Annotated in this window: 30 protein-coding genes; all 30 read left to right on the top strand. The window is 44.7% G+C overall.

Going from position 1 to position 17,967, the window contains the following annotated elements; all coding sequences use genetic code 11:
- Positions 1-648: a 50S ribosomal protein L4 gene (rplD, locus tag BUR42_RS15135; protein ID WP_074240030.1), complete on the top strand. Its 648-nt coding sequence runs from the start codon at positions 1-3 to the stop codon at positions 646-648.
- A gap of 79 nt (positions 649-727) precedes the next feature.
- A complete protein-coding gene (gene rplW, locus BUR42_RS15130) occupies positions 728-1,027 on the top strand; it encodes a 50S ribosomal protein L23 (protein WP_074240029.1) in 300 nt (99 codons plus the stop codon).
- A 96-nt stretch (positions 1,028-1,123) separates the two neighbouring features.
- Positions 1,124-1,957, top strand: a complete 834-nt coding sequence (gene rplB / locus BUR42_RS15125) for a 50S ribosomal protein L2 (RefSeq protein ID WP_074240028.1) — start codon at positions 1,124-1,126, stop codon at positions 1,955-1,957.
- Between the two features lie 61 nt (positions 1,958-2,018).
- A complete protein-coding gene (gene rpsS, locus BUR42_RS15120) occupies positions 2,019-2,288 on the top strand; it encodes a 30S ribosomal protein S19 (RefSeq protein WP_074240027.1) in 270 nt (89 codons plus the stop codon).
- Positions 2,289-2,344: 56 nt separating this feature from the next.
- The gene (gene rplV / locus BUR42_RS15115) at positions 2,345-2,695 is read left to right on the top strand and encodes a 50S ribosomal protein L22 (protein ID WP_074240026.1); all 351 of its coding nucleotides are present in this window, start codon (positions 2,345-2,347) and stop codon (positions 2,693-2,695) included.
- 58 nt (positions 2,696-2,753) lie between these two features.
- Positions 2,754-3,560 carry a 30S ribosomal protein S3 gene (gene rpsC, locus BUR42_RS15110; RefSeq protein WP_074240025.1) on the top strand — a complete coding sequence of 269 codons (807 nt, stop codon included), beginning with the start codon at positions 2,754-2,756 and terminating at the stop codon, positions 3,558-3,560.
- Between the two features lie 50 nt (positions 3,561-3,610).
- Positions 3,611-4,030 (top strand): 50S ribosomal protein L16, encoded by a 420-nt coding sequence (gene rplP / locus BUR42_RS15105; protein WP_074240024.1) that lies wholly within the window; start codon positions 3,611-3,613, stop codon positions 4,028-4,030.
- Between the two features lie 64 nt (positions 4,031-4,094).
- Positions 4,095-4,295: a 50S ribosomal protein L29 gene (rpmC, locus tag BUR42_RS15100; protein ID WP_074240023.1), complete on the top strand. Its 201-nt coding sequence runs from the start codon at positions 4,095-4,097 to the stop codon at positions 4,293-4,295.
- Positions 4,296-4,357: 62 nt separating this feature from the next.
- Positions 4,358-4,618 (top strand): 30S ribosomal protein S17, encoded by a 261-nt coding sequence (gene rpsQ / locus BUR42_RS15095; RefSeq protein ID WP_074240022.1) that lies wholly within the window; start codon positions 4,358-4,360, stop codon positions 4,616-4,618.
- Between the two features lie 74 nt (positions 4,619-4,692).
- Positions 4,693-5,061 (top strand): 50S ribosomal protein L14, encoded by a 369-nt coding sequence (gene rplN, locus BUR42_RS15090; protein ID WP_074240021.1) that lies wholly within the window; start codon positions 4,693-4,695, stop codon positions 5,059-5,061.
- Between the two features lie 196 nt (positions 5,062-5,257).
- Positions 5,258-5,596 (top strand): 50S ribosomal protein L24, encoded by a 339-nt coding sequence (gene rplX / locus BUR42_RS15085; RefSeq protein ID WP_074240020.1) that lies wholly within the window; start codon positions 5,258-5,260, stop codon positions 5,594-5,596.
- Positions 5,596-6,168 (top strand): 50S ribosomal protein L5, encoded by a 573-nt coding sequence (gene rplE, locus BUR42_RS15080; protein ID WP_074240019.1) that lies wholly within the window; start codon positions 5,596-5,598, stop codon positions 6,166-6,168. The genes rplX and rplE overlap by 1 nt, the downstream gene beginning before the upstream one ends.
- Before the next feature lie 22 nt (positions 6,169-6,190).
- Positions 6,191-6,460, top strand: coding sequence for a 30S ribosomal protein S14 (gene rpsN, locus BUR42_RS15075; RefSeq protein ID WP_074240018.1), 270 nt, complete (start codon positions 6,191-6,193; stop codon positions 6,458-6,460).
- A gap of 95 nt (positions 6,461-6,555) precedes the next feature.
- Positions 6,556-6,954, top strand: a complete 399-nt coding sequence (rpsH, locus tag BUR42_RS15070) for a 30S ribosomal protein S8 (protein WP_074240017.1) — start codon at positions 6,556-6,558, stop codon at positions 6,952-6,954.
- 119 nt (positions 6,955-7,073) lie between these two features.
- Positions 7,074-7,628, top strand: a complete 555-nt coding sequence (gene rplF / locus BUR42_RS15065; protein ID WP_074240016.1) for a 50S ribosomal protein L6 — start codon at positions 7,074-7,076, stop codon at positions 7,626-7,628.
- A 102-nt stretch (positions 7,629-7,730) separates the two neighbouring features.
- Positions 7,731-8,084, top strand: a complete 354-nt coding sequence (gene rplR / locus BUR42_RS15060) for a 50S ribosomal protein L18 (protein WP_074240015.1) — start codon at positions 7,731-7,733, stop codon at positions 8,082-8,084.
- Positions 8,085-8,117: 33 nt separating this feature from the next.
- Positions 8,118-8,636: a 30S ribosomal protein S5 gene (gene rpsE / locus BUR42_RS15055; RefSeq protein ID WP_074240014.1), complete on the top strand. Its 519-nt coding sequence runs from the start codon at positions 8,118-8,120 to the stop codon at positions 8,634-8,636.
- A gap of 33 nt (positions 8,637-8,669) precedes the next feature.
- Positions 8,670-8,855 carry a 50S ribosomal protein L30 gene (gene rpmD / locus BUR42_RS15050; protein WP_074240013.1) on the top strand — a complete coding sequence of 62 codons (186 nt, stop codon included), beginning with the start codon at positions 8,670-8,672 and terminating at the stop codon, positions 8,853-8,855.
- 95 nt (positions 8,856-8,950) lie between these two features.
- On the top strand, positions 8,951-9,397 hold the full coding sequence (gene rplO, locus BUR42_RS15045; RefSeq protein ID WP_074240012.1) for a 50S ribosomal protein L15: 447 nt from the start codon (positions 8,951-8,953) through the stop codon (positions 9,395-9,397).
- A 79-nt stretch (positions 9,398-9,476) separates the two neighbouring features.
- Entirely contained in the window at positions 9,477-10,820 is a 1,344-nt protein-coding gene (gene secY / locus BUR42_RS15040; RefSeq protein WP_074240011.1) for a preprotein translocase subunit SecY, read from the top strand.
- 150 nt (positions 10,821-10,970) lie between these two features.
- The gene (map, locus tag BUR42_RS15035; protein WP_074240010.1) at positions 10,971-11,777 is read left to right on the top strand and encodes a type I methionyl aminopeptidase; all 807 of its coding nucleotides are present in this window, start codon (positions 10,971-10,973) and stop codon (positions 11,775-11,777) included.
- Positions 11,778-12,034: 257 nt separating this feature from the next.
- Positions 12,035-12,253: a translation initiation factor IF-1 gene (infA, locus tag BUR42_RS15030; RefSeq protein WP_012789309.1), complete on the top strand. Its 219-nt coding sequence runs from the start codon at positions 12,035-12,037 to the stop codon at positions 12,251-12,253.
- A 30-nt stretch (positions 12,254-12,283) separates the two neighbouring features.
- Complete coding sequence (gene rpmJ, locus BUR42_RS15025) at positions 12,284-12,400, top strand: 50S ribosomal protein L36 (protein WP_074240009.1); 117 nt, start codon at positions 12,284-12,286, stop codon at positions 12,398-12,400.
- A gap of 46 nt (positions 12,401-12,446) precedes the next feature.
- Positions 12,447-12,827, top strand: a complete 381-nt coding sequence (rpsM, locus tag BUR42_RS15020; RefSeq protein WP_074240008.1) for a 30S ribosomal protein S13 — start codon at positions 12,447-12,449, stop codon at positions 12,825-12,827.
- A 108-nt stretch (positions 12,828-12,935) separates the two neighbouring features.
- Complete coding sequence (gene rpsK, locus BUR42_RS15015; protein WP_074240007.1) at positions 12,936-13,334, top strand: 30S ribosomal protein S11; 399 nt, start codon at positions 12,936-12,938, stop codon at positions 13,332-13,334.
- Between the two features lie 169 nt (positions 13,335-13,503).
- Positions 13,504-14,109 carry a 30S ribosomal protein S4 gene (rpsD, locus tag BUR42_RS15010; RefSeq protein WP_074240006.1) on the top strand — a complete coding sequence of 202 codons (606 nt, stop codon included), beginning with the start codon at positions 13,504-13,506 and terminating at the stop codon, positions 14,107-14,109.
- Positions 14,110-14,178: 69 nt separating this feature from the next.
- Positions 14,179-15,174 (top strand): DNA-directed RNA polymerase subunit alpha, encoded by a 996-nt coding sequence (locus BUR42_RS15005; protein WP_074240005.1) that lies wholly within the window; start codon positions 14,179-14,181, stop codon positions 15,172-15,174.
- 112 nt (positions 15,175-15,286) lie between these two features.
- A complete protein-coding gene (rplQ, locus tag BUR42_RS15000) occupies positions 15,287-15,769 on the top strand; it encodes a 50S ribosomal protein L17 (RefSeq protein ID WP_074240004.1) in 483 nt (160 codons plus the stop codon).
- A gap of 164 nt (positions 15,770-15,933) precedes the next feature.
- On the top strand, positions 15,934-16,740 hold the full coding sequence (locus tag BUR42_RS14995; RefSeq protein WP_074240003.1) for a hypothetical protein: 807 nt from the start codon (positions 15,934-15,936) through the stop codon (positions 16,738-16,740).
- A gap of 97 nt (positions 16,741-16,837) precedes the next feature.
- The gene (carA, locus tag BUR42_RS14990; protein ID WP_074240002.1) at positions 16,838-17,950 is read left to right on the top strand and encodes a glutamine-hydrolyzing carbamoyl-phosphate synthase small subunit; all 1,113 of its coding nucleotides are present in this window, start codon (positions 16,838-16,840) and stop codon (positions 17,948-17,950) included.
- Positions 17,951-17,967 lie beyond the last annotated feature (17 nt).

The raw sequence follows: 17,967 nt of genomic DNA, 5'->3' as shown, positions 1-17,967 counted from the left end.
ATGCAACTAGATATTTTAAATATAGAAGGTAAGAAGACCGGAAGAACTATTGAGCTTCCTGAAGAGATATTTGGTGTTGAGCCGAACAATCACGTGATCTACCTCGCTGTAAAGCAATACCTGGCTGCGCAACGTCAGGGTACGCACAAGGTAAAGACCCGTGCTGAAGTGAAAGGTGCTTCCCGCAAACTGCACAAACAAAAAGGTACCGGCGGTTCCCGTAAAGGTAACATCCGTAACCCATTGTATAAAGGTGGTGGTACCATCTTCGGGCCAAAACCTCACAGTTACGATTTCAAACTGAACCGTAAGGTGAAAGATGTAGCGAAGATCTCTGCACTGTCTACCAAGGCTAAAGAGAACAGCATCATCATCGTTGAGGATATCAACCTGGATGCACCTAAGACCAAACAGTTCCAAAGCATTCTCAAAAACCTGAACATCAATGTAGGTGGAAAGAAAACCCTTGTGGTTCTTCCTGAGTACAATGATAACGTATACCTGTCCCTTCGCAATATCCCTACCGTTGACGGTACTGTATTGAGCGATGTGAACACATACGAGATCATGAACAGCAACTACCTGGTGTTCACAGAAAGCGCAGCAAAGATCTTCACTGAAGAAACTGCTGACATTGTAGAAGCATAATTTTCAAATAACAGCTCAAAGCTATAATGATATGAGATCGTAAGATCCCATCTGGCCCGAGCAAATTAAATATTAACAGATGAAACTGTCTGATGTTTTAATCAAACCGGTGATATCGGAGAAGGTAAACAAGGCGACTGAAAAGTTTAACCGCTTTTACTTCATTGTTGACAAAAAAGCCAACAAACTGGAGATAAAGAAAGCAGTGGAAGATTTCTACGGCGTAACCGTTGCAGAAGTTAACACCATGGTGGTTCCAGGTAAGAATAAAACCCGCTTTACCAAAGCTGGCTTTATCTCAGGCCGCAAACCTTCCCACAAGAAAGCAGTGGTAACACTGGCGAAAGGAGAATCCATAGATCTGTATGCTAACATATAATATACCAGTGCCGTTAGCGGCGTAAGCTGCTAACCTGGATGTATATACAGATCAAATTATAAATAGTCTATTAATCATTTTGAATTAAGTAGAAAAATGGCACTGAAAAAGTACAAACCGATTACAGCCGGTACCCGTTGGAAAATAGGTAATGCATATGCAGAGCTGACATCCGACACTCCTGAGAAAAGCCTCCTGGCTCCTGCTCAGAGAACTGGCGGTAGAAACGTGCAAGGTAGAAGGTCTATGCGCTACATTGGCGGTGGACACAAGAAACAATACCGTATCATCGATTTCAAACGTGATAAGGTAAGCATCCCGGCTACAGTAAAAACGATCGAGTACGATCCAAACCGTAGCGCATTCATTGCTCTGCTGAACTATGCAGATGGTGAGAAACGTTACATCATTGCTCCAAACGGACTGCAGGTTGGTGCTACTGTTATCAGCGGCCCTGAAGTTGCTCCGGAACTGGGTAATGCATTACCGTTGAAAAACATGCCTTTGGGTACTGTTGTTCATAATATCGAGCTGCAACCTGGTAAAGGTGCCGCTATCGCACGCAGTGCCGGTACTTATGCGCAATTGAGCAACAAGGAAGAAAAATACGCTGTGTTGAAAATGCCTTCCGGCGAGTTACGTAAAGTGTTGAACACTTGCATGGCTACCGTAGGTACAGTTTCTAACTCTGATCACGCGCTGCAATCTATCGGTAAGGCTGGTGCCAACCGTTGGAGAGGTATTAAGCCCCGTACGCGTGGTGTGGCCATGAACCCTGTGGATCACCCGATGGGTGGTGGTGAAGGTAGAGCTTCAGGTGGTCACCCAAGATCAAGGAGCGGTAAATATGCGAAAGGTCTGAAAACCAGGAAATCGCATAAGAGCTCAGATAAACTGATCATCACCCGTAAAAACGGTAAGAAATTATAATAACGCTTAACAAGTTTCAATCCCGTTAAACCCGGGATTGAAATCTTAAATAAACAAGACTATGGGTCGTTCCATTAAAAAAGGTCCTTACGTAGACTTCAAATTAGAGAAGAAAGTAGAAAAACAGAACGAGGGTGGTTCTAAAAGGACCGTTATCAAAACCTGGAGTCGTCGTTCTACTATCACTCCCGATTTCGTAGGCCATACTTTTGCCGTACACAACGGTAACAAGTTCATCCCGGTTTACGTAACCGAGTTCATGGTGGGTCACAAACTGGGTGAATTTGCACCTACCCGCAACTTCAAGGGACACGCAAACAAAAAAATGTAGTCATTCCGTTCTCTGAACGCTGACACAAAACTTATATAACACAGAAATTAATCACAATGGAAGCAGTAGCTAAGCTGAACAACAATCCTACATCTACCCGCAAAATGCGTTTGCTCGCAGACCTTATCCGCGGCCTTGATGCAGAGAAAGCTTTGAATATTTTGAAATTCCATCCTAAACACCCTAGCGTGCCGCTGGAGAAACTTTTGCTATCAGCTATAGCAAACTGGAAGATCAAAAACGAAGGCGCGAGGGTTGAAGATGCTAACCTGTTCGTAAAAACTGTTTTTGTAGACGGTGGCCGCGTTCTTAAAAGGATGCGTCCGGCTCCACAAGGTAGAGGTTACCGTGTGCGCAAAAGAAGTAATCACGTAACACTGGTGGTAGATGGTCGCGCTGCTAAGTAAGCAGACCAGCTGTAGGAAAAAAATATATTTAAAACTCATAGACAAATAAAACCAGAACATGGGTCAGAAAACAAATCCTATTGGTAACAGGTTAGGTATCATCAGAGGATGGGACTCTAATTGGTATGGAAGCAAAAAGGATTATGCTTCCAAGCTGATCGAGGATAACAAGATCAGGACTTACCTGAATGCACGTATCAACAAAGGCGGCATTTCACGCGTAGTGATCGAAAGAACACTCGGTAAGCTCATCATCACCATTCATACCTCTAAGCCTGGTATCATCATAGGTAAAGGTGGTAACGAAGTGGACCGCATCAAGGAAGAATTGAAGAAACTGACCGGAAAAGAAGATGTTCAGATCAACATTCTGGAGATCCGTCGTCCGGAGATAGATGCTACCATCGTTGCTGAAACGATCGCTAAACAGATCGAAAGCCGTATCAACTACAAACGCGCTATCAAAATGGCTATTGCTACCGCTCTCCGTATGGGTGCAGAAGGTATCAAGGTTAAGATCGGTGGTCGTTTGGGTGGTGCTGAGATCGCCCGTTCAGAAGAAATGAAACAAGGCCGCGTTCCTCTGCATACTTTCCGTATGGATATCGATTACGCTTCTTTGTTCGCATTGACTGTTTACGGTAAGATCGGTATCAAAGTGTGGATCTGTAAAGGTGAAGTACTGGGTAAACGTGATCTGAACCCTAACGCTGTATCCGGCAAAGATGGTGAAGGCCGCGTAGGTGGTGGTCACCAGGGCGGTGGAAACCGTGGTGGCGGAGATCGTGGTGGTGAAAGAAGAGACAACCGCGGTGGCGGTGGTGGTGATAGAAGAGGTGGTGGAGACCGTGGTCCTCGTAAATAATCACACAGCTGTTGAAACTTAATTAAACAAACTTTTTAACAACATAAACGATGTTACAGCCCAAGAGAACGAAACACAGGAAGATGCACAAAGGCCGCATCAAAGGTAACGCAAAGAGGGGCGCAGCTCTTTCTTTCGGTTCATTCGGCCTTAAAGCATTGGAACCTAAGTGGATCACAGACCGTCAGATAGAAGCTGCGCGGGTGGCGCTGACCAGGCATATGAAGCGTGAAGGTAACGTGTGGATCCGCATTTTCCCGGACAAACCAATCACTGCTAAGCCGTTGGAAGTGAGGATGGGTAAAGGTAAAGGTGCTCCAGACCATTGGGCATGCGTAGTAAAGCCCGGTCGCATCCTGTTTGAAGCAGATGGTGTTCCCCTGCAAGTAGCTAAAGAAGCTATGGAACTGGCTGCACAGAAACTGCCGATCAAAGTGAAATTCGTAGTGCGCCGCGACTTTGTTGCTTAATAGCACCAGCGTATTAAACCTGATCAAGTAAACAAACCTGATAACCAGAACAAAATTTTAAAAAATGCCAAAAGCAATACTGGACCTTAAAGGCCTGACTGAACAAGATCTGAAAGACAAATTGTCTGAAGAGAAGTTGCGCTTGAAAAAGGTCACGTTCAGCCACGCGGTAACACCGATCGAAAATCCGATGAGCATCCGCTTCATCAGAAGGGACATCGCACGTATCCAGACTGAACTGCGCAGAAGAGCGTTGGGTTTCTAGTGATAGCTATTAACCAATAAAAACGATAAATTATCTCTTTAGGGAGTAAAATACCTTTCAAAATGACCGAAGAAAGAAAAGTAAGAAAAACCAGGATCGGACTGGTATCCAGCAATAAAATGGATAAAACCATTACTGTTGAAGTTGAACGTAAAGTGAAACACCCGATCTATGGTAAGTTCATTAAGAAAACCACCAAGTTCATGGCACACGACGAAAAGAACGAGTGCAGCATTGGTGATACCGTACGTATCATGGAATCCCGCCCGTTAAGCAAAAACAAGAACTGGCGCATGGTTGAAGTGATCGCTAAAGTAAAGTAATTATTCATTTGTTTCAAGCTGCCCGTCATCAACTGATACGCAGCCTCTGCTAAAACAATTAACAACGTATTACGATGATACAACAAGAATCAAGGCTGAACGTAGCTGATAACAGTGGTGCTAAAGAAGTACTCTGTATCCGCGTACTCGGCAACTCCGGTCAGGATTACGCAGGTGTGGGTGATAAGATTGTAGTGACTGTGAAAGACGCTATCCCCGGTGGTGGTGTAAAGAAAGGCACAGTAACCAAAGCTGTTATTGTAAGAACAAAGAAGAAACTCCGTCGTAAAGATGGTTCTTACATCCGCTTCGATGACAACGCCGTTGTATTGCTGAATAACTCAGACGAGCCACGCGGTACCCGTATATTCGGTCCGGTTGCACGTGAGCTTCGCGATAAAGGATATATGAAGATCATCTCCCTGGCGCCAGAAGTGCTTTAAGGAGTAAAATATACGTTCGGATCTGGAATTAAAGATTTTGAGGATAAGGGTAATATATATGAAAATTACCTTTATCTGAAAGCTGGAATTCAAGATCCGAATTCTTTGCATATCTTTGCAGCCCGTTTAAAAAACGACATAAATATTAATCAAGTGGAACAGGTGTTCCGTTTGGCGTTTATAAATAAACAAACAGATGAAAACTAGATTTAAGCCTAAGTTCAACATTAAGAAAGGCGACCTGGTTGTGGTGGTTACCGGTGATGATAAAGACCGGACCAAACCCCGCAAGGTGTTGGAAGTAATTCTTGACAAAAGCCGTGTATTAGTGGAAGGCGTGAACATCATCACTAAACACACCAAACCTTCTGCCCAGAATACCAAAGGCGGTATTGTAAAGGTAGAAGCTCCTATTGCTATCTCTAACGTGATGTTATGGGATGCAAAGGCTGGCGCACCTACACGTGTAGCTCGTCAGAAACAGGATGGTAAAGTAGTTCGTATCGCTAAAAAATCAGGGGAGGTAATCAAATAATGGCAAACACATCATATCAACCCAGGCTGCAAACTAAATACCGTAATGAAGTGGTGTCTGCTTTGCATAAGAAATTCAATTATAAAAGCGTAATGCAGGTTCCCCGCCTTACCAAGATATGCCTGAACCAGGGTATCAACGGTGCGGTAGGTGATAAGAAACTGGTAGATGTTGCAGTAGATGAAATGACCCGTATCGCCGGTCAGAAAGCTATTGCTACCATGTCTAAAAAGGACATCTCCAACTTCAAACTGCGTAAGAACATGCCGATTGGTGCACGTGTTACGCTGCGTGGTGTAAATATGTACGAGTTCCTGGACAGGCTGATCTCTGTATCCCTGCCCCGTGTTCGTGACTTTAAAGGTATCAACGAAAAAGCTTTTGACGGCCGTGGTAACTATACCCTGGGTGTTACAGAGCAGATCATCTTCCCTGAGATCGACATCGATAAAGTTTCCCGTATGACTGGTATGGATATCACTTTCGTGACCACTGCCAAAACCAACGAAGAAGCTTATGAGCTGTTGAAAGAACTGGGCATGCCTTTCAAGAACATCAGAAAAGAAAACTAATATTAATATTTCATAATCAATTATGGCAAAAGAATCCGTAAAAGCCAGACAAAGGAAGAGAGAAGCGATGGTAGCCAAGTTCGCAGAAAAACGCGCTGCTTTGAAAGCAGAAGGCAATTATGCTGAGCTGGACAAACTGCCTAAGAACGCATCTCCCGTTCGCCTGCACAACAGATGCCAACTCTCCGGTCGTCCAAAAGGATATATCCGCATGTTTGGCGTATGTCGTAACATGTTCCGCGACATGGCACTGGCAGGTAAGATCCCTGGTGTAAGAAAAGCAAGCTGGTAATTCCGGTTGAATTACCCACTCGCAGATTAACTTGATTCCTTTCTTTTTCGATTGGATATCGCATTGTACTAACTGTTTTAAATTTTTTCGAAACAATGGTTACTGATCCAATAGCAGATTTTTTAACACGCATCCGTAACGCCCAGATGGCAAATCACAGGATCGTGGAAATTCCGGCTTCAAAACTGAAGAAACGCATTACCGAAATCTTGTATGATAAAGGTTATATCCTGAAATACAAGTTCGAAGAGGACAACAAACAAGGCCTCATTAAAATAGCGCTGAAATACGATCCGCAAACAAAGATCCCTGCGATCACTGACCTGCAAAGGATCAGCCGTCCGGGTCTGCGCCAGTATTCCAAACCTGATGGTTTCACACGCATCAAGAATGGCCTGGGTATCGCTATCATTTCTACTTCCAAAGGTGTAATGACCGATAAGGAAGCGAAACAACAGAACGTAGGTGGCGAAGTAGTTTGCTTCGTTTATTAATATAACTGATCCCGCCTTGCAAAAGGCGGGATTGATGGCATTCTGACAATTAAGCTCTTCTTTTTCCGGCGCTGAACACGGAATGCCTGAATTACACAACACAATTAAACTGACTGATTATGTCACGTATAGGAAGAAGTCCTATTAAATTGGCCAGCGGCGTTACAGTAACTGTATCCCCTGCTAACGAGATCACGGTTAAAGGTCCCAAAGGTGAACTGAAGAAAGAAATGGACCGTGATATCAAACTGGAAGTAAAAGATGGTGAGATCCTGATCTCCCGTCCTACAGACCAGATCCGTCACCGCGCTTTGCATGGCTTATACCGTGCTCTCGTAGCTAACATGGTTACAGGCGTATCTGAAGGATTCAAAAAACAACTCGAACTGGTGGGTGTGGGTTATAAAGCTGCGAACCAGGGTCAGTTGTTAGACCTATCTTTAGGTTATTCTCACAACATTATCTTCGAAATACCATCTGAACTGAAGGTTTCAACCCTCACAGAAAAAGGTCAGAATCCGAAGATCATGCTGGAAGGTATAGACAATCAACTGTTAGGCCAGGTAGCTGCCAAGATCCGCAGCCTCCGCAAACCAGAACCATACAAAGGTAAAGGTGTTCGTTATGCAGGTGAAGTGGTACGTAAGAAAGCTGGTAAATCTGCCGGTAAGTAATAACACCATCCGCAACGCGGCATAAACGGTAAAAGCTAACAGCATTAATAATCAATAAAGAGTAATAGTCCCGGCAGCATCGGGCCTTAAATACACTTCATAATGAGTACAAGAACAGACAGAAGACAAAATATCCGCTACCGGATCCGTAAAAAGATCAGCGGAACTGCACAACATCCCCGTTTAGCGGTTTACCGCAGTAACGCGGACATCTATGTGCAGCTGATTGACGATACCAATGGCACTACCCTGGCATCCGCTTCTTCCCGTGATAAGGATATCAAAGCCCAGCAAGGTACCAAATCCGAGAAATCAAAGCTGGTGGGCGCTGCATTGGCCACTAAAGCCAAAGCACTGGGACTTTCAACCTGCGTATTCGACAGGAGTGGTTACCTCTACCATGGTCGTGTAAAAGCAGTAGCTGATGGCGCACGCGAAGGTGGACTGCAATTTTAATCAATCTGATATCGTAATTCTTATTAAATAAAAATGGCAAAGAATTCATTCAATAAAGTAAAAGCTGGCGATCTTGAGCTGAAAGAGAAGGTTGTAGCTATCAACAGGGTTACCAAAACCACCAAAGGCGGCCGGACTTTCAGTTTCTCCGCGCTGGTAGTTGTAGGTAATGAGAACGGTGTGGTAGGTCACGGCCTTGGTAAAGCCAAGGAAGTACAGGAAGCCATCACTAAAGGGATCGACGACGCTAAAAAGAACCTGATTAAGATCCCGGTACATCACGGCACCATTCCTCACGACCAACTGGCGAAGGAAGGTGCAGCGAAAGTACTGATCAAACCAGCCGCTCACGGTACTGGTGTGATCGCAGGAGGTTCTATGCGTGCTGTGCTGGAAAGCGCTGGTATTACCGACGTTCTGGCGAAATCCCTGGGTTCTGCAAACCCGCACAACGTGGTGAAAGCTACTTTCAAAGCGTTGGGCCTGCTGCGCGAACCGCTGCAGATTGCTAAAACCCGTAGCATTTCCCTGAAAAAGGTATTCAACGGATAAGCATTATTTCTAATTAGGAATATTTAAAGTAAAATGGCAAAGATTAAAGTCACTCAGGTAAAAAGTGGTATCGACCGTCCGGAAAGACAAAAGCTGACCCTTAAGGCGCTTGGTCTGAAAAAGATGCATGCCACTGTTGAAGTAGAAGCAACCCCCCAGGTACTGGGTATGGTGCGTGCCGTGAACCATCTGGTAAAGGTGGAGAATGTAAACGCGTAATGTAAAAAAAACAATTACATTTGGCTTCTTACTTTTTTGAACTATCATTGTAAAAGCGAGCGGTTGATTTCCGCGTAAGTAAAACAATTAAAATTATGAGTTTACAGAATTTAAGGCCTGCACAAGGCGCAGTACATAAATCAAAACGTTTAGGTCGTGGTGAAGCATCCGGTAAAGGTGGTACTGCTACGAAAGGTAACAAAGGTGCTCAATCCAATACTGGTTACTCCAGCAAAAGAGGTCACGAAGGTGGTCAGATGCCTATTCAACGTCGTTTGCCTAAACGCGGTTTCATCCCTATCACCCGCACTGAATACAAAGTGTTCAACATCGGTGACCTGGATGTGATCATCGAAAAATATGGTCTGCAGGAATTCTCCGTAGAGAACCTGTACATGAACGGCCTGATCAACAAAACAGCTAAAGTGAAAGTACTCGGTCAGGGTGAAGTGAAAAGCAAAGTTGTGTTGAAGGTGAACGCGATCAGTGAAAAAGCTAAAGCAGCAGTAGAAGCAGCTGGCGGATCAATAGAACTGGTTTAAGAAATTACGATAGAGAAGGCGCCTACGGAGTAGTGCGTCTTTTCGAATTTTACACGCGTTATTAAACTCTTATCTTCCTGTGAAGAAATTTATCGAAACCATAAAGAACATCTGGAGCATCGAGGACCTGCGTAAACGCATTGGTACCACGCTGCTTCTGGTACTGGTGTACCGCGTAGGTTCCTATATCACCCTTCCCGGTCTCGATCCCAATGAGCTGGCAAAATTCTCTGAGACGTCTCAAAAAGGCATCCTGGGCCTCTTCAATATGTTCGCCGGTGGTTCATTCTCCCGCGCTTCCATCTTTGCCCTGGGTATCATGCCCTATATCTCAGCGTCTATCGCTATTCAACTGCTCACCATCGCAGTGCCTTATTTCCAGAAATTACAGAAAGAAGGGGATAGCGGAAGGAAGAAGATCAACCAATATACCCGTATCCTGACCGTAATTGTTACGGCTTTCCAGGCCAGCGCGTATGTGGCTTACCTCAGAACACAATCCGGTAGTGCACTTATCCCTGAATATGGTTCATTCATGTTCTGGCTGTCTACTACGGTTGTGCTCACTGCTGGTACATTGTTCGTAATGTGGTTAGGAGAAAAGATCACAGATAAAGGTATTGGTAACGGTACTTCTATCATCATCATGACCGGGATCCTCGCCCGTCTGCCGGAAGCCCTGTTGCAGGAGCTGTCGCTCAAAACAACCGGTGCAGGTGGCGGATTGCTGATATTCCTGGTGGAGATCGCTTTCTTCATCCTGATCACAGTAGGTCTTATCCTGCTGGTGCAGGGTACCCGCAAGATCCCTGTGAACTATGCAAAACGCATTGTTGGTAACAAGCAATATGGAGGTGTACGCCAGTTCATTCCGCTGAAAGTGAATGCTGCCGGTGTAATGCCCATCATCTTCGCCCAGGCCATCATGTTCATCCCCGCTACAGCTATCGGTTTTGCTACAAACAACGAAGGTGCATCTGCATTTATCCGCATATTCAGCGATCATACAAATGGTTATTATAACCTGATCTACGCAGTACTGGTAATAGTATTCACCTTCTTCTACACAGCGCTGATCTTCAATCCTACCCAAATGGCGGATGAGATGAAACGTAATAATGGTTTTGTGCCCGGTGTTAAGCCCGGTAAAGCCACCGCAGATTATATCGGAGCTGTTATGGATCGCATCACCCTTCCCGGTGCATGTTTCCTGGCATTGGTAGGTGTTCTCCCCGGTGTTGCAGCCGCAGTAGGGATCAACGGTGCCTTTGCTACCTTCTTCGGCGGTACTTCGCTGCTGATCATGGTAGGGGTTATCCTGGATACCCTGCAGCAGATCGAAAGCCAGCTGCTCATGCGCCATTACGATGGCCTGATGAGTTCCGGCAGGATCAAAGGCAGGACGAGCCCGGCTAATGCCTGATCAAAACAATCTTAAGAATTAAAGATATAGCGCACCAGGAGTCTCTGATTCCTGGTGTTTTTTTTGTCATACTTTTCAGCTTTCCGAACTACTGCGGCCATTCTGCTGTTCATAAGAAAACAATCAGATTTTTCCATAATTTTGCACGTTATGATCCATTACAAGACGAAAGAAGAAATAGAACTGATCCGTAAAAGCGCTCAACTCGTAAGTGCTACACTGGCAGAAGTAGCCAGCAGGCTGAAACCCGGAATGAGTACCTTGGATGTGGATGCAATTGCAGAGCAATTCATCAGGGATCACGGGGCAGTACCCTCCTTCAAGAACTATAAAGGTTTTCCCAATACATGCTGTATCTCCGTAAACGAAGCCGTGGTACACGGCATCCCCAACGGGTACACTATAAAGGACGGAGATATTGTTTCCGTTGATGTAGGTGTATTCAGTGAAGGGTTTCATGGAGATAGCGCATACACTTTTGCCATAGGGGAGATCCCCGGCCATGTGCAGAAGCTGATGGCTGCTACTAAAACAGCCCTTAACAAAGGGATCGAAAAAGCCATTGTAGGTAACAGGGTAGGAGACATTGCTTATGCTATCCAGGAGTATGTGGAGAAGGAACGTGGCTACGGGGTGGTTAGAGAGCTGGTAGGGCATGGTTTAGGCCGTAACCTGCACGAAGACCCGCAAGTGCCGAATTACGGCCGCAGGGGTAGCGGAGCAGTATTGAAAGAAGGCCTGGTGATAGCCATTGAACCCATGGTAAACCTGGGCACCCGTGATGTGGAATACCTGGAAGATGGCTGGACCGTTGTAACACGCGACCGTAAGTCTTCCGTTCACTATGAACATACGGTAGCTGTGATGAAAGGTAAACCTGATGTTCTATCCACTTTTGAAGGGATCGAAGTAGCGGAGAAGAACAATCCTGCTATTAACTCAGCTTACCTGAACTAGCGCTTTAGTGCCTGGATGTCACTTGAAAAGCTTATATTTGCCATCTGGTTTTAAAAACCGGGTAGATCACAGATCCAGCCCCGTTGCAGATTCTGAAATAAAACACTTTGTAATAGCCTGATATTGAATGAGTTTTTGCGGTCATAACCACGTCTGTCAAAAGTTATCCACACAGTGACGCTTTTCCAAAGATTATTTATGGTATTTTTTTCAGTTTAATAACTTTTTGTGGTATCTTTGCATTCCTAAAATTTTTTATGGCGAAACAGGCACTCATTAAACAGGATGGTATTATTCTAGAAGCCTTATCAAATGCTATGTTCCGGGTAAAACTGGAAAACGGACATGAGATTTTGGCCACCATCTCTGGAAAAATGAGAATGCACTATATCCGCATCCTGCCCGGTGATAAAGTCGGCGTTGAGATGAGTCCTTACGATCTGAGCAGGGGCCGTATAATTTTCAGGTATAAATAGACAATAACTTTAGACTATAACTTTTGACTCATGAAAGTAAGAGCTTCCATCAAAAAAAGAAGTGCAGACTGCAAGATCGTTCGCCGCAAAGGTGTTTTGCTGGTGATCAACAAAAAGAATCCTCGTTTTAAACAACGTCAGGGTTAATCAGTTTCTGTATTCATTTAAACGAATTATAAATTAAACAATTAATATGGCACGTATAGCCGGTATTGATCTTCCTAAAAATAAAAGAGGTGAAATAGGTCTGACTTATATCTTCGGTATTGGTCACTCTACCTCAGTGTATATCCTGGAGAAAGCAGGCATTGATCTTAACAAAAAAGTGAAAGACTGGAATGATGACGAGCAAGGCGCCATCCGGAATATCATTAACAGCGAACTGAAGGTAGAAGGTCAGCTGCGTTCTGAAGTTCAAATGAACATCAAGCGTTTGCTCGATATCGCATGCTACCGTGGTCTCCGTCACAGGAAAGGTCTGCCGGTTAGAGGTCAGCGTACCCGTACCAACAGCCGTACCCGTAAAGGTAAACGTAAAACCGTTGCCGGAAAGAAGAAGGCACCAAAGAAATAGTAAGATCCCTTTGCTGGTCTCCCTCTTTCCAGATCCGGGAACTGGCAGCATAAAGGGTTTTTATATAAAACGGGATTTGGAATCTCATAGTTGGAATTTTAACGAATTATGGCAAAAGCAACTAATACAAAAGCTGCCGCTAAGAAGAGGGTAGTAAAGGTGGATAACTTCGGAGACGTACATATCTCCGCTAGTTTCAACAACATCATTGTAAGCATCACTAACAAGCAAGGTCAGGTGATCTCCTGGTCTTCCGCCGGTAAAATGGGCTTTAAGGGTTCTAAGAAGAACACTCCTTATGCTGCTCAGCTGGCTGCTTCAGATGCTGCAAAAACCGCTTTTGACGCAGGTTTGAAAAGAGCAGATGTATTTGTAAAAGGCCCAGGTGCCGGTCGTGAAAGTGCTATCCGCGCTATCGCTAACTCCGGTATCGAGGTAACCCTGATCAAAGACGTGACGCCGCTGCCTCACAACGGTTGCCGTCCTCCTAAGAAGAGAAGGGTATAGAAAAGACATTTATTTTTACGAATTATCTGTTACAATGAACATTTGTATCAGGTAATTCGTATTCGTAATGTATAATTAGTATATTTATTTTAAACAATGTGGGTGTACGATCGAATTTTAAGATTTTTAAATGAGCGTACACCGAAACTAAAAATCTGAACCAAATAACATGGCAAGGTACACAGGACCCAAGACCAAGATCTCAAGGATTTTTGGCGAGCCCATTTTAGGAAATGGCAAGTATTTAGGTAAGAACAGCAATCCTCCCGGTCAACACGGTGCACAACGCAAGCGTAAACAACTGGGTGAATATGCCTTACAGCTGAGAGAGAAACAAAAAGCTAAATACACTTACGGTGTATTGGAGCGCCAGTTCCGTAACCTCTTCGAAGAAGCTACCCGTAGAAAAGGCGTTACCGGTGAAGTATTGATCAAATTGCTGGAAGCTCGTTTAGACAACGCAGTTTTCCGTCTTGGTATCGCACCTTCACGCCCTGCAGCCCGTCAGCTTGTTGCGCATAAGCACATCACGGTGAACGGTACTGTAGTAAACGTTCCTTCTTTACAACTGAAACCAGGAGATGTAATCGGCCTGAAGAATAAAACAGCCGGTAACACTTCCCTCACCAGCAACATCCGCGGAAAGAATCCAAAGTTCAGCTGGTTGGATTGGAATGAAAAGGACATGAAAGGTATTTTCATTGCATATCCTGAAAGAGAAAGCGTTCCTGAGAACATCAAGGAACAACTGATCGTGGAATTGTACTCTAAGTAATATGTTATAGCCGCCTGCTGGTGGCTATAGCTGTGTAACATAAGTTAAACTCATAAATCAAGCATATCAATGGCAATTCTTAATTTCCAAAAGCCTGACAAGATCGTTTTGCAGAAGTCCACGGACTTTGAAGCTCAATTCGAATTCCGTCCATTAGAACCAGGTTACGGTGTGACAGTTGGTAACGCGCTCCGCCGTGTACTGTTGTCTTCATTGGAGGGCTATGCCATTGTGGGAATAAAGATTGAAGGCGCCGATCACGAGTTTGCTACCCTGAAAGGGATCACTGAAGACGTTACTGAGATCATCCTCAACCTGAAACAAGTACGTTTCAAGAAGATTGTGGAGAATGAAGTAGGCAGCGAGAAAATTCAGATCTCTATCAAAGGTAAAACAGAGTTCCGTGCAGATATGATCGAGAAAGCAACCAACTCTTTCCAGATCATGAACCCTGAACTGCTGATCTGCACCCTGGATCCTTCTGCTAAGCTGGATATTGAACTGACGATCGGTAAAGGTCGCGGTTACGTTCCTGCTGAAGAGAACAGACCCAAAGATGCAATCTTCGGATACATCGCCATCGACTCTGTATTTACACCCATCAAGAATGTAAAGTATAGCATCGAAAACACCCGGGTTGAACAAAAGACTGACTATGAGAAGTTGATCATGGAAGTTCACACGGACGGTACTATCCATCCTGAAGAAGCCGTTAAACAAGCTTCCCGCATTCTGATCCAGCACCTGATGATCATCACTGATGAAAATATCAGTTTTGATACCAAGGATACTGAGAAAGAAGATGTTGTAGACGAGCAAACACTGCAACTCCGCAAGATCCTGAAAACTCCGCTGGAAGATCTGGACCTGAGCGTTCGTGCATTCAACTGCCTGAAAGCTGCAAAGATCAACTCCCTGAGCGAACTCGTTCAATACGAACAGGAGGAACTGATGAAATTCAGGAACTTCGGTCAGAAATCACTCAGCGAGATCGAGCAGGTACTCGGCGAAAGAGGTCTCCACTTCGGTATGGACCTGTCCAAACTGAAACTGGACGAAGAATAAAATCTGTATAGCACAAATCACGGATAGCTCTAAAGCATCCGTGATTTGTATTTTATAACAAGTACCTTGTAATTCCTGACACGGTGCAAGGGAACACAAACAAAAAAATGTCATGCGTCACGGAGTAAAATTAAACAAGCTGAGCCGCACTGCTGCTCACCGTAAGAGCCTGATGAGCAACCTCGCTTGCGAGCTGATCAGCCACAAACGTATTCAAACTACATTAGCTAAAGCAAAAGCGCTGCGCGTGTATATCGAACCACTGTTAACACGTGGTAAATCAGACGATACACACAACCGTCGTGTTGTATTCAGCTACCTGCAGGATAAAGAAGCCATCAAGGAACTGTTCGGAACCATCAGCGAGAAGATCGCTGCCCGTCCAGGTGGTTACACCCGTATCATCAAGCTTGGCAAACGTCATGGTGACAATGCTGAAGTAGCTTTGATCGAACTGGTAGACTTCAACGAGATCTACGGTAAAACTGCAGAAGCTGAAAAAGCACCTGCTAAGAAAACCCGTCGTGCCGGTGGTGCTAAGAAAAAAGCAGATGATGCTGCTGCACCAGCTGCTGAAGAAAAAGCTGCTGAATAGTTCTAAGGAACTGAATATATCAGAGGGACAAAGCATTTGGCTTTGTCCCTTTTTTATTTGATGCTGTCGGGCCGGCTGGAAACTGCTGAGAAAGTTATTCGCTCCATAAAGGCTAAAACAAATTAAATATTTACTATATTTGATATGTCGAAAACCTATATCCTATGTACTACCTGAAGTGCGGTTATTGCGCAGAGCATAGCGCATTAAAATCCGAATACATCACTTTCTGCGACCATTGCGGTAAAAAATTCCCTTTTAATTATGCGGACTGGAAGGTCCAGCATCCCAATAGCACTTTTGCTGCGTATGAATTGGAAATGGGCGTACCTGAAGCAAGGTATGAAGCGATCATGAAAAAGCGCCGCCGCCAGGGGTTTGACCTCCGGAAAAAAACAGCTTTGATCACCAGTATTGTGGTATTGATAGCCTGCAGCACGCTGGGGGCCTATTATGGGCCAACACTGGTTAAAATGTTCCAGGAGCCGGCTGTTCCTGTTACGATGCTGAATACAGATAACTGGCGCACTTTCAGAGGGAATATGCTTCAATTACAGACACCATTATCCTTATCACCGGTACCTGTTAAGGATCAGCCTAATATGCGGCTGAAAGCTTTTAAAGGGGGAAGTAACGGGGAAGGGCTGGTGATCAGGATGGATGAAGTGGTTTACCTGGCAGACAATTATATTGGCCTGGAGCTGGCATCAAAAGAGGCTGCCAATCAATTGAGCAGGGAAGAGGGGGTATCACAATTCACTTACACGGAAAAAGCGGTCATAATCCTGGGGCAGCAGGCAATGCTGCAGCATGGTAGTTATATTTACAAACAGTCTTCTCCTATAGAGTTCAGCAGCCTGGTAGCAGTAAGAGGAGGTACCCGGGTACAGTTGTTGGTAACGCACCGGGGGAATGATGAAACCGGTAGAAAGATAGCGGAAAAGGTGATGGGATCGGCAAGATTGAATTGATCTTAAATAACCCATCCAAAATTCAAAATCATGCCCTAACTTTGCACAGTTTTAACCGTTCCTTCCGGGAACATAAAAAAAGAAAGGGTAAGAAGAAATGCCGCAGACTACCAGATCATCACAGCCAGCCATGCTGTTATTAGAAGATGGCACCGTTTTCCATGGTAAAGCTTTCGGAAAAGTTGGAACAGCTTCCGGAGAACTTTGTTTCAATACAGGGATGACGGGCTACCAGGAAGTGTTCACAGATCCTTCTTACAAAGGACAGGTGCTGATCATGAACAACTGTTACGTAGGTAACTATGGTACCAAGAATGAAGATGTAGAGAGCAGCAGTGTAAAGATCAGCGGGTTGATCTGTAAGAATATCGCCCATAATTTCTCCCGCAAGATGGCGGATACTTCCCTCGCTCAATTCCTTGAAGAAAATAACCTGGTAGCCATACATGAAGTGGATACACGTGCACTTGTTTCGCATATCCGCAGTAAAGGGGCCATGAATTGTATCATTTCTTCTGAAATACTGGATGAAACGGAATTGAAGGCGCAACTGGCCAAAGTTCCATCTATGGAAGGGCTGGCATTGTGTGCCGAAGTTTCAACCAAAGAACCTTATTTTGTTGGCGATCCCAATGCAGAGATCCGTATAGCAGTAATTGATAATGGTGTAAAGCGTAACATGCTGAAATGCCTTTCAGAAAAAGGTGCTTACCTGAAAGTACATCCAACGCAAACCACTTTTGCAGAATGTGAAACTTTCAAACCTCACGCTTACTTCATCTCTAATGGTCCCGGCGATCCGGCTCCGCTTACTTATGCGGTAGATACTATCAAGCAGGTATTGGCTGCTGATCGTCCGCTGTTTGGAATTTGCCTGGGGCATCAGTTATTGGCTATGGCCAATGGCATTCCTACTTATAAAATGCATCACGGTCACCGTGGGCTGAACCATCCGGTGAAGAACCTGCTGACCGGTAAATGTGAGATCACTACCCAGAATCATGGTTTTGCGATAGACGCAAAGGCTGTGGCAGCTTCTGAAAATGTGGAAGTAACCCACGTTAATCTGAATGACAATTCTGTAGAAGGGATCCGCATTAAGAACAAACCTGCGTTTTCTGTGCAATATCACCCGGAATCCACTCCGGGTCCGCACGATTCCCGCTATTTGTTTGATGACTTCTTTACTATGATCAAGTCGAATATGTAGAAATATAATGGAATGGG

It is taken from the genome of Chitinophaga niabensis, from assembly GCF_900129465.1.
In the GTDB taxonomy this organism is placed as follows: domain Bacteria; phylum Bacteroidota; class Bacteroidia; order Chitinophagales; family Chitinophagaceae; genus Chitinophaga; species Chitinophaga niabensis.
The sequence above is the reverse complement of the archived record's forward strand: the minus strand, read 5'-3'. Positions and strand labels throughout refer to the sequence as shown.